9 protein-coding genes are annotated in these 10616 nt (G+C 73.1%); 4 read left to right on the top strand and 5 right to left on the bottom strand.

All coding sequences use genetic code 11. The features are described 5' to 3' along the window. Nucleotides 1-169: 169 nt before the first annotated feature. The 4 genes from Aut01nite_RS21595 to Aut01nite_RS21580 form a co-directional block, all read right to left on the bottom strand. Complete coding sequence (locus tag Aut01nite_RS21595; RefSeq protein WP_043523881.1) at nucleotides 170-1297, bottom strand: glycosyltransferase family 4 protein; 1128 nt, start codon at nucleotides 1295-1297, stop codon at nucleotides 170-172. Next, complete coding sequence (locus Aut01nite_RS21590) at nucleotides 1297-2553, bottom strand: M48 family metallopeptidase (protein ID WP_043523882.1); 1257 nt, start codon at nucleotides 2551-2553, stop codon at nucleotides 1297-1299. The genes Aut01nite_RS21595 and Aut01nite_RS21590 overlap by 1 nt, the downstream gene beginning before the upstream one ends. 302 nt (nucleotides 2554-2855) lie before the next feature. Then, nucleotides 2856-3077 (bottom strand): hypothetical protein, encoded by a 222-nt coding sequence (locus tag Aut01nite_RS21585; RefSeq protein WP_043523883.1) that lies wholly within the window; start codon nucleotides 3075-3077, stop codon nucleotides 2856-2858. 96 nt (nucleotides 3078-3173) lie between these two features. Then, nucleotides 3174-4562 (bottom strand): NYN domain-containing protein, encoded by a 1389-nt coding sequence (locus tag Aut01nite_RS21580; protein WP_043523884.1) that lies wholly within the window; start codon nucleotides 4560-4562, stop codon nucleotides 3174-3176. Nucleotides 4563-4668: 106 nt separating this feature from the next. On the opposite strand from Aut01nite_RS21580, the gene Aut01nite_RS21575 reads away from it, so the two are divergent. The 4 genes from Aut01nite_RS21575 (at nucleotide 4669) to Aut01nite_RS21560 (ending at nucleotide 9888) form a co-directional block, all read left to right on the top strand. Beyond that, a complete protein-coding gene (locus Aut01nite_RS21575; protein ID WP_043523885.1) occupies nucleotides 4669-6405 on the top strand; it encodes a DEDD exonuclease domain-containing protein in 1737 nt (578 codons plus the stop codon). A gap of 222 nt (nucleotides 6406-6627) precedes the next feature. Next, nucleotides 6628-8415, top strand: a complete 1788-nt coding sequence (locus tag Aut01nite_RS21570) for a RelA/SpoT family protein (protein ID WP_043523886.1) — start codon at nucleotides 6628-6630, stop codon at nucleotides 8413-8415. A gap of 31 nt (nucleotides 8416-8446) precedes the next feature. Beyond that, nucleotides 8447-9028 carry an NUDIX domain-containing protein gene (locus Aut01nite_RS21565; protein WP_043523887.1) on the top strand — a complete coding sequence of 194 codons (582 nt, stop codon included), beginning with the start codon at nucleotides 8447-8449 and terminating at the stop codon, nucleotides 9026-9028. Beyond that, the gene (locus Aut01nite_RS21560) at nucleotides 9025-9888 is read left to right on the top strand and encodes a nucleotidyltransferase family protein (protein WP_043523888.1); all 864 of its coding nucleotides are present in this window, start codon (nucleotides 9025-9027) and stop codon (nucleotides 9886-9888) included. Before Aut01nite_RS21565 ends, Aut01nite_RS21560 begins: the two co-directional genes overlap by 4 nt. Before the next feature lie 153 nt (nucleotides 9889-10041). Here the strand turns inward: Aut01nite_RS21560 and Aut01nite_RS21555 are convergent, their stop codons facing one another. Continuing rightward, nucleotides 10042-10329, bottom strand: coding sequence for an Lrp/AsnC family transcriptional regulator (locus tag Aut01nite_RS21555; RefSeq protein WP_043523889.1), 288 nt, complete (start codon nucleotides 10327-10329; stop codon nucleotides 10042-10044). Nucleotides 10330-10616: the final 287 nt, after the last annotated feature.

The raw sequence follows: 10616 nt of genomic DNA, 5'->3' as shown, positions 1-10616 counted from the left end.
TGCGGCACCACACCGGCCGGGCGCGGTTCAGAAAGCGGTGCGGCACCACACCGGCCGGACGCGGTTCAGAAAGCGGTGCGGCACCACACCGGCCACACCGGGTTCAGGAGGACAATGCGGACCACACCGGCCAGGCCCAGGTCAGAGGGGCGGTGCGGCGCCGGACCGGTCAGGCGGGGTTCAGGAGGCCGGTGAGGCGGGCGGCCTGGGTCTCCCAGCGCCACTCCTGTTCGACCCAGGCCCGGCCGGCCGCGCCCATCGCCTTGGCTCTGGCCGGGTCGCCGAGCAGATCGGCGACCCGGGCGGCGATGGCGGGGACGTCGGTGCCGCCGACCACGTGGCCGGTCTCGCCTTCGCGGACGGCGTCGGGGGCTCCGCCGGAGTCGCCGCCGACGACGGGCAGGCCGGTGGCGGAGGCCTCCAGATAGACGATGCCGAGGCCTTCGACGTCGAGGCCGGCGGCCCGGGTGCGGCACGGCATGGCGTAGACGTCACCGGCCGCGTAGTGGTCCGGCAACTCGGCCCACGGGACGGAGCCGGTGAAGACCACGTCGGACTCGACGTCGTTCTCGCGGGCCAGCCGTTCCAGGGTCTTGCGATAAGGGCCACCGCTGACCAGCAGCAACGCCGCTCCGGGCACCCGGCGGCGGATCTCCGGCAGGGCACGGATCAGCATGTCCTGGCCTTTGCGGGGGACCAGCCGGGAGACGCAGACGACCACCGGGCGGCCGTCGAGCCCGTGCCGTTTCCGGATCGTCGTGCCGTCCACATCGGGGTGGAACTTGTCCACGTCGACGCCGGGCGCCAGCCGCCGCAGCTCGGTCAGGCCGTGCAGGGCCTTGTCGAGGCGGGTCCGCTGGTACTCCCCCAGGTAGGTGATCACGTCGTTGCCGCGGGCGATGCGCCGCAGCAGGCTCCGCGCGCCGGGCAGGGCCGCCCAGCCGATCTCGTGGCCGTGCGTGATGCCGACGGCCCGCTCGATGCCCGCGTTGCGGCGCAGGCCGTGGGCGAGCAGCCCGAGCGGCGCGGCGGCGCCGAAGAGAACGCTGTCGCAGCCGTGCGCGCGGGCCAGGTCGGCGGCGCGGCGGGCGACGGCGGGCGTGGGCAGCAGCATGCCGGTGTCCTCCCGCACCACCTCGAAGGGTTGTTCGGCGTCGAACTCGGCGGCCCCGCGCCAGGTCGACGAGTAGACCACCACCGAGCCGGCCGGCTGCCGCACCGCCAGGTTGTGCACGAACTGCTGGATCCCGCCGGGCCGGGGCGGGAAATCGTTCGTGACCAGCAACGTCCGGCCCATCAGCGGTCGCCCCGGGCCCAGGCGCGGGCGGCGGCCATCCGCTGCACGGTGGAGGGATGTGAGGCGAACATGGCGTGCTCCCAGGATGGTGGGTCGGGGTCGGCGAGGTTGACGGTGCCGAGGCGGCGCTGCATCGCCTCGAAGGTCTGCGGGTCGCCGGTCAGGGCGAGGGCGTGGGTGTCGGCGCGGGCCTCGACCCGGCGGGACACGAACGCCTGGGCCGGGCCGGCGATCAGGCCGGCGACCGTGGTCACGGCCAGGAGCAGGCCGATCGCGCGGGGCTCGGCGATCGAGTCGACCCCGGCCAGGCGCAGCAGCCACTGCCAGGAGCCGAGCAGGTAGAGCATGATCACGGCGGTGGCGGCGCCGAGCGCGCCCATGATCGTGCCGGTGAGCACGTCGTTGTCCTTGGCGTGGCCGAGTTCGTGGGCGGCCACCGAGACGACCTCGCCGGGGGTGGCCTCGGTCAACATGGTGTCGTAGACGACGATCCGGCGGGTCGGGCCGAGCCCGGAGACGTAGGCGTTGACGGCGCGGGTGCGCCGGGACGCGTCGGCGACCAGGACGTCCTTGACCGGCACGCCGTCGCGCTCGGCGAGGGCGAGCAGCTCGGTGCGCAGCGGCCCGTCCGGCATCGGGGTGAAGCGGTTGAAGACCGGCTCGACCACCACCGGCAGGATGAACGAGAGCAGCACCACCAGGCCGGCCGCTCCGGCCGCGCCGATCGCCCACCACCAGCGTGGCGCGAAGTGGGTCACCGTGTAGAAGGCGGCCAGGACGACGGCGCCGAGCACCGCGCCCACCCCGAGGGATTTGAGAAGGTCGACGGACCAGCCGCTCCACGACTGGGTGGAGATGCCGTAACGCACCACGATGGTGTGCCGCCAGGCGGCCAGCGGCAGGGTGATCAGCTCGGTCACCAGGACGACGGCGAGGCCACCGAGGACGGCCTGGGCCAGCCAGTGCCCGCCGAACGGGCGGCCGGCCAGCTCGACGATGCGGGCGCCGAGCGGGGTGAGGCCGAGCACGAGCGCCAGCACCAGGCCGAGGATCATCGACGTGTAGGACCCGGGTCGCAGCGCGGCGTGGAACGCGCGGGAGCGGGCCACCTGGTCGGCGGGCAGCTGGTCGAGGGCGGCGAGCTGGTCGGCGCGCGGCGCCGGCGACCGGTGCCACGGCACGGTCGTCACGGTGAACACGATCAGGGCCACGAGCAGCACGACGAGCGCGCCGGCCGCCCAGAGCCGCGGCGTCACCGCTCAGACCTCATCGACATCAAACCCCTCCGGTGTACGCCGGGACGCGCCCGCTCGGTGTGCCGGTCAATCCTAGAGATCGCGCTCCTACCCGGCCGCCCGGCGGGGACGATCGGCGCTCCTATCCGGCCGCCCGGCGGGGACGATCCGCGCTCCTACCCGGCCGCCCGGCAGGGACGGTGGTGAACCTCCGGGGGCGCGCCCACCTCGCACATCACGATCCGCCCGCGCCGGCGGGCCGGGACCCGCCGCTCGCGGGCGTGGCGGGGCCGGGCGGCACGGCCGGACGACCATCTCCATGATCACGCCACGTCACGGCGGGGTGGGACGAGCGGCACCACGACCGGCGGAGGCGGGGTCTGCAACAGCTCCACCTCGAACCCGGCCAGCTCGAACACCTCGATCGCCCGCAGCTCCCCGGCGGTCAGGTCGGCGATGCCGTCCGGCGTGTCCATCAGCACGCTGACCAGGCATCCGTTGCACTCGGTGCGCTGCTCGGCGCAGCGCCCACAATCGATGATCATTACCCCTCCTCGAGCGGCGGGACAGGACCGGATCGGCGGGAGAGCCGGACCGGCCACCATCGGTGCCTGTCACGCTATGCGAGGGGTATGACAGTTTTACGAGCGTGACAGCCGGCGCAGCAGGGAGTCGGCCCCCATCGGGTAGGCGCCGTGCCGCCGCACCCCGTCGGCGACCTCCCGGTCGGAGGAGACCACCACCACCGGCCGGCCCGGCGGCTCGGCCCGCACGAGCTGGCGGATCAGCTCGTCGGCGGTGGTGCCCTTGCGGGAGAAGAGCACCCGCACCCCGCGCGGCGCCGGCGGCAGGCCGTGCACCCGCTCGGCGCCGTCGAAGACGCAGGTGACCTCGTCACCGGTCTGCGCGGCTATCCCGCCGAGGCCGGTGATCAGGCGTTTGCGCTGCTGCTCCAGGGACATGTCGGCGAAGCCGCGCTTGGTGACGTTGTACCCGTCGACGATCAGGTGCGCCCGGGGCAGGGCGAGCAGCTGGTCGAGGCGGCCGGGGTCGTCGGTGTCCTGGGCGCGGGCGCGGGACCGCTCGGGCGCGCCGGGCCGCTCGGCGGACGTGTCGGCCACGAAGTCGGCGGGCAGCTTGTCGGCGGGGCCGAGGGCCAGCTCCCGGCGCAGCCCGGTGGCGGCCTGATTGATCGTCTCGAGCAGCAGCCAGAGGCGGGCGTCGTCGACCGCCCGCGCGTCCTTGGCCGCCTGTTTGCCGGTGGCCGCGGCGGCCTCGGCGTCGGCCAGGCGGGAACGCAGACGGCGTATCTCCGCCTCATGGTCGAGGGAGACCCGGGACGCGCGGCCCTTCTCGGTGGCCAGCAGATCGGCCGCGCGTTTCTGCGCGGCCTGCGCCTCGCGCAGCGCCTTCGCCGTGGTCCGTGCCTCCTCGCGCAGCTGGCCCAGCTCCTCCCGGACCCGGGCGAGCTCGTCGCGCAGCTTGTCGGCCTCGACCCGGGCGACGGTCCGGTCGTGCTCGGCGCGGACGGCGCGCTGCTCGGCGGCCCGCAGCTGGGCGGTGACGGCGGCGCTGTCGGCCTCGGCACGGACCGCGTCGCCGGCCGCGTCGATCAGGTCGCGCCAGCCCTCCGGGCGGGCCAGGTAGGCCAGTGCGGCCACCTCGACCGGGTCGGCCGCCGCGGGGGCGACGCCGCTGGTCACGGCGGCGCCGAGGTCTCCGGACTCGGCCACGATGCGGGCGCCGATGCGCTGCCGGAAGACCGGGTCGGCGACGAGCTGGGCGGCGATGTCGCGGCCGCCGAGGCGGGCCCGGCGGTTGGGCGCGAACCGGGCGACCCGGCGCAGCGCGACGGGCATCTCGTCGGCGGGCAGGCCGGGCAGCGCGGCGGCGGCGAGGACGGTGATCCGCTGGCGGACCGCTTCGGGGAGCACCGGTTCCGGTGCGACATCAGTGGCGTGGGAAACGTCCGCACCCTCCGGCACCGCCTCCTCCTCGGGGCGGTCATCAGGGTTCAGCAGTGCGGACATCCACCCATTCTCACACCGGTCACGACGGATTAGCCCAGCGGAGCAGGTGATCTTTTCGTGCCCCGCCCCCTGTTTATGTCGTACCCCCGCTCTATCCTTGCCGCCCGTGACGCATCCGGCCTACGTGCAGGGCACTCTGGACACGCTGCTGACCGCCGACGGGTCGGTGGATCCGGCGGCGCTGTCGCTCGCGGACACCACGTTCGTCGTGCTGGACCTGGAGACCACCGGCGGCGCCCCGGACGGGGCCGGCATCACCGAGATCGGCGCGGTCAAGGTGCGTGGCGGTGAGCGGCTGGGCGAGTTCGCGACGCTGGTCAACCCGGGTCAGCCGCTGCCGCCGTTCATCACCGTGCTGACCGGCATCACCGAGGCGATGCTGCGCCCGGCGCCGCCGATCGAGACGGTCCTGCCGGCCCTGTTGGAGTTCCTGCGCGGGGCGGTCCTGGTCGCCCACAACGCCCCCTACGACGTGGGTTTCCTCAAGGCGGCCTGTGCCCGGCACGGCTATCCGTGGCCCGCCCTCCGGGTGCTGGACACGGCGGCGCTGGCCCGCCGCGCGCTGACCCGCGACGAGGTGCCGAACCGCAAGCTCGGCACCCTCGCGCAGTTCTTCCGGTCGCCGGTGCAGCCCAACCACCGGGCGCTCGACGACGCGAAGGCGACCGTCGACGTGCTGCACGGCCTGATCGAGCGGCTGGGCAGCTTCAAGGTGCACACCCTGGGCGACGCGATCGAGTTCGCCAAGGCGGTCACTCCCGCGCAGCGCAGGCAGCGGCATCTGGCCGACGGGCTGCCGCACGTGCCGGGGGTCTACATCTTCCGGGCCGCCGACGAGCGGCCGCTCTATGTGGGCACGTCGAAGGATGTCGCCACCCGGGTGCGCAGCTATTTCACGGCCGGGGAGAAACGGGCGCGGATCTCCGAGATGCTCACCGCCGCGGCCCGGGTGGAGGCGGTGGAGTGCGCCCACTCCCTGGAGGCCGAGGTCCGTGAGCTGCGCCTGATCGCCGCGCACGCCCCGCCGTACAACCGCAGGTCGAAGTTTCCCGAGCGGGTCGTCTGGCTGAAGCTGACCACGGAGATCTTCCCCCGCCTGTCGGTGGTGCGCCGGATGGCCGAGGACGGGGCGACCTACCTGGGCCCGTTCTCCTCGCGGCGCACCGCGGAGCTGGCCGCCGCCGGCGTCTACGACGCCGTGCCTCTGCGGCAGTGCAACCACAAGCTCTCGCTGCGCTCGAAGACGCCGGCGTGCGCGCTGGCCGAGCTGGGCCGCTGCCCCGCGCCGTGCGAGCACGAGATCACCCCCGCGGAGTACGACCTCCGCGCCGCGCTGCCGTTCCGGACGGCCACCTCGGGCGACCCCGGCCCGGTGGTCGCCGCGATCCTGGCCCGGATCGAGGCGCTGTCGGAGAAGCAGCGGTACGAGGAGGCCGCGGTCGTCCGGTCCCGGTTGATCGCCCTGCTCCGGGCGCTGATCCGGATGCAGCGGCTGCAGGCGGTGACCCGGCTGCCCGAGGTGGTGGCGGCCCGCCGCGACGACAAGGGCGGCTGGGAGATCGCGGTGGTCCGGCACGGCCGGCTCGCGGCGGCGGCCACCTCGCCGCCGCGGGAGCACCCGCGCCCGACGCTGGACGCGGCGATGCTGACGGCGGAGACGGTGCTGCCCGGTCACGGCCCGGTTCCGGCCGCGACCGCCGAGGAGACCGAGCGGATCCTCGCGTGGCTGGAACGCCCGGACACCCGCTTGGTGGAAACCTCGGGCGACTGGGTGTCACCGGTTCGTGGCGCCGCGCGTTTCGCCGCCCTGCTCACCCGGGCTGAAGCGGGCGGTTCCGCATAAGACTCGACCGTTCGCCTATCGGTAACTGACCGTTCGGATGACGCTCGCTCGCTTAGGCTGTAAGGAACGCGGGAAGTGCCGCAATGAATTGCGTAGTGACTTGTCACATTTGCGGGCTCGCACCTTGGCGGTGAGAGCTTTCAGTGATTCGCTTGCGGGCACGAACGCGAGGCGACTCCACGCGTCAGGTGAGGCGTGGGCGATCGGTGAGGGGGTGTCCGGGTGGACGTCGACGCCGGCCACGGCGCCGCTTTCGGTCGCGCTCTGCCGGCCAGCACGTCCCAGGAGACATCCTTCACCCGGCGCCTGCGCTCGCTGCTCAGCTTCCAGAGCAACGACGACGATCCGGTCGCCGAGCTGGTCCGCACGCATCGCAGCATCCACGCGTCGGCCGACGTGGCGATCGTGCGCCGCAGCTACCAGATCGCCGAGAGCATGCACCGGGGCCAGTTCCGCAAGAGCGGCGACCCGTACATCACTCATCCGCTCGCCGTCGCCCAGATCTGCGCCGAGCTCGGGATGGACACCACCACCCTGGTCGCCGCGCTGCTGCACGACACGGTCGAGGACACCAGCTACACCCTGGAGGCGCTGCAGGGCGACTTCGGCAACGAGGTGGCCCACCTGGTCGACGGGGTGACCAAGTTCGACAAGGCCTATTACGGCAAGGCCGCCGAGGGCGAGACCATCCGCAAGATGATCGTCGCGGCCGGCAAGGACGTCCGGGTCCTGGTCATCAAGCTGGCCGACCGGCTGCACAACATGCGCACGCTGGGTGCCCGCTCGACCGCCTCCCGCGCCCGGATCGCCACCGCCACCCTGGACGTGCTCGTCCCGCTCTGTGACCGGCTCGGCATCCAGGCCCTGAAGCGGTCCCTCGACGACGTGGTCCTCTTCCACCTGCAGCCCGACGCGTACGCGCGGATCGACGAGCACGTGAAGAACCGGCCCGGCTGGGACGACTACTTATCCGACGTCTCGCACCAGGCCCGGATCGCGCTGCGCCGGTCGAAGGTGACGGCCGAGGTGACGCCGAGGCCACGGCACTACTACTCGATCTGGAAGGACACGGTCGCCGGCGGGCACGACGTGCCGCTCGACCTTCCCCGCATCGCGGTGATCGTGGACGGGCCGGACACCGACTGTTACGCCGCGCTCGGCGCCGTCCACGGCCGATGGCGACCGGTGGCGGGCCGTTTCAAGGACTTCATCGCCTCACCGAAGAACAATCTGTACCGCTCGCTGCACACCACCGTGGTGGGTCCGGAGGGCCGGCTGGTCGAGGTGCTGATCCGCACCAAGACCATGCACCGCTACTCGGAGTACGGCGTGGCCACCAGCTACCGGTACCCGAAGGTCGCCGACGAGCCGCCCGGCGCCGACCAGCTCACCTGGCTGAAACGGGTGCTCGACTGGCAGCAGGACACCACCGACGCGGCCCAGTTCCTCGACTCGCTCCGATGTGACCTCGCCGAGGGCCAGATCACCGTCTTCGCGCACGGCAACGCCTACGAGCTGCCCAGTCAGTCCACGCCGGTCGACCTGGCGTACGAGCTCGGCCCCCGCCAGGGTGACCACTGTCTCGCCGCGACGATCAACGGGCGTCTCGCCCCGCTCGGCTCCCCGCTCCGCGACGGCGACGTCGTCGAGATCTTCTCCGAGACCGAGAGCCAGGCCGACGTCGAGCCGAACGCGCCGCGCGGCCCCCGTAAGGAATGGCTCGGCTTCGTCAAGTCGAGCCAGGCGCAGATGCAGATCAACCGCTACTTCGACGAGCGCAACGAGCCGGGCATCAGCATCGCCGACAAGGTCCGCCTCGGCCGGGCCACCATCGGTCTCACCCTCCGCAAACACGACCGCGGCCTGGCCAGCGAGGTGCCGCTGCGCCGCCTCGCCGACGAGCTGGGTTACCCCGATCTGGAGACCCTGCTGGTCGCCGTCTGCGAGCGCAGCCTGGAACCGGACGCGGTCGTCGAGCAGCTCATCGCCCTGGTCGACCACCCGGACTGAAGCTCACAGCGTCCCCCGTTAGCCTTACGCCGTGAACATTCCCCGGCAGATCCGCGGCCTCGCCTATCAGGCTTTCTACGGGCTGCCCTTCCCGGTCCGCCGCAAGGTCGCCCGGCTGGTCTCGCCGAAATACCTGGTCGGCGCGGTCACCGTGATCCGGGATTCGGAGGCGGCCGCGCCCGGGCGCGTCCTTCTGCTGCGCCAGCCGCCGGGACGCGGCTGGGGCCTTCCGGCGGGGCTGCTGAAACGCCGTGAGCTTCCGGCGGTCGGCGCGGCACGGGAGCTCTTCGAAGAGGCGGGGGTACGCCTGGAGCCCGGTGACCTGACCCCCGGCAACCCCAACGCGGTCGTCCACCCGAACGGCGGCGTGGTCGACACCGTCTGGTTCGGCTCGGTGCCGGCGTCCAGCACCCCGGTGGCCGTCGACGGCGGCGAGGTCCTGGAGGCCCGCTGGTTCCCGCTCGACGACCTGCCCGACCTGACCGGGGCGACCGCCCGGCTGCTCGGCATCTACGGCCTGGGCCCGCGTGCGGGCGAGCTGCCGCCGTCCCTGCCGGCCGGCGTGGCCTATCAGGCGCCATCCGGCGCCCGCCCCGGCGAGGAGTCCCGGTGACCGCTCCGCTCACGGCTCCGGCCGCCCCGGTTCCGGTCTGCGGTGTGGTGTTCGCCGCCGGCGAGGGCACCCGCCTGCGGCCCCTCACCGCGACCCTGCCGAAAGCGCTCTGCCCGGTCGGCAACCTGCCGCTGCTCGACCACGGGCTGCGCCGCCTCGCCGGCCTCGGCCTGTCCGGGCCGGCCACGGTCGCGGTCAACGCCGCCTACCTCGCCGGGCAGGTCGTCACCCACGTCGGCGACCGCGCGCACCTCTCCGTCGAGGAGGACGGCCCGATCGGCACCTCCGGCGGCCTGGGACGGCTGCGCCCGTGGCTGGACGGGCGTGCGGTGCTCGCCGGCAACGCCGACGCCTACCTGCACGATCCGGCCCGTGACCCCGGCAAGGACATCGCGGCGCTGTTCGACGGCTGGTCCGGCGACACCGTGCGGATGCTGACCCTGCCCTGCCGTCCGGGCGAGGCGGGCGGTTTCAGCGGCCAGCGATTCGCCGGTTTCTCCCTGATCCCCTGGCGTTACCTGCAGGATCTGGCGGACACCGACAGCAGCCTGGTCCGTACCGTCTGGCGCCCCGCCGAGGCCGCCGGCGACCTGGAGCTGATCACCTACCAGGGTTTCTACCTGGACACCGGCACCCCCGCCGATTACCTGGCGGCCAACCTGCACGCCGCCGCGGGCGGCGTCCTGGCCGACCCCTCGGCCCGGATCACCGGCTCGGTCACCGCGTCGGTGATCGGCGCCGGCGCCCACGTCGAGGGCTCGGTGACCCGCTCGGTCGTCCTGCCCGGCGCCCACGTGGCCGCCGGTGAGACCCTCACCGACGTCATCCGCACCGGCTCCGGCCTGACCATCCCGGCCTGACCGGCCCGCCAGGACCTGTCGGCGCCGGTCCGGACCACCAGGGCCCGCTCCAGCCGACGCCGGTTCAGTCGATGCCCGGGAAGCGGCGCCCGGTCCAGCCGACGCCGGTTCATCCGACACCCGAGAATTCGGCGCCCGGGAAGCGGCGCCCGGTCAGTCGGCGTCGGGCAGCCCGATCGCGAACGCGTCCTCGAGGTCGTGCTTCGAGTAGGCCCGGAAGGCCACGAACGTCTCGGTGTTGACCACACCGGGAGTCTTGGAGATCTGCCCCGCGATCACTTCCGCGATGTCGTCGAACTGCGGCACCCGCACGATCGCGATCAGGTCCACCCCACCGGCCACCGAGTAGACCTCGCTGACCCCCTCAAGCGCCGCCAGCGCCTCAGCGACCTCCGGAATCGTGTCGGTAGCGCAGTCGATGTGGACGATCACGGTGTTCACCAGCAGGCTCCTCGGCTGTGAGGACGAATGTGGACCGGCCCCATGCTATGCCGTCCCCCGCCATCCCCGCACCCGGCCGCCCCGGCATCCGCTGTCCCGTGGATCTGGTGTGGCTGGTTGTCGGTGCTGTCTCGGCCGAGACGGCACTGACCCTGCTGGCTGATTCGCCGCCCCTCTTGTCGATCGCGGAGATTGCGCTGTCCGCCCCACCACGCGCTCACCAGATCCAACCCAGCGGACGAGAACCCGCCCGCCGCGACGGAGTCACCCCTTCCACCCCTTCCGCG

The sequence above is a fragment of the Actinoplanes utahensis genome, from assembly GCF_016862455.1.
Classification (GTDB): domain Bacteria; phylum Actinomycetota; class Actinomycetes; order Mycobacteriales; family Micromonosporaceae; genus Actinoplanes; species Actinoplanes utahensis.
The sequence above is the reverse complement of the archived record's forward strand: the minus strand, read 5'-3'. Positions and strand labels throughout refer to the sequence as shown.

Excerpts from the sequence above, each read along its gene's own strand:
- Aut01nite_RS21595 (WP_043523881.1), bottom strand. The coding sequence starts at position 1,297 with ATGGGCCGGACGTTGCTGGTCACGAACGATTTCCCGCCCCGGCCCGGC.
- Aut01nite_RS21585 (WP_043523883.1), bottom strand. The coding sequence starts at position 3,077 with ATGATCATCGATTGTGGGCGCTGCGCCGAGCAGCGCACCGAGTGCAAC.
- Aut01nite_RS21580 (WP_043523884.1), bottom strand. The coding sequence starts at position 4,562 with ATGTCCGCACTGCTGAACCCTGATGACCGCCCCGAGGAGGAGGCGGTG.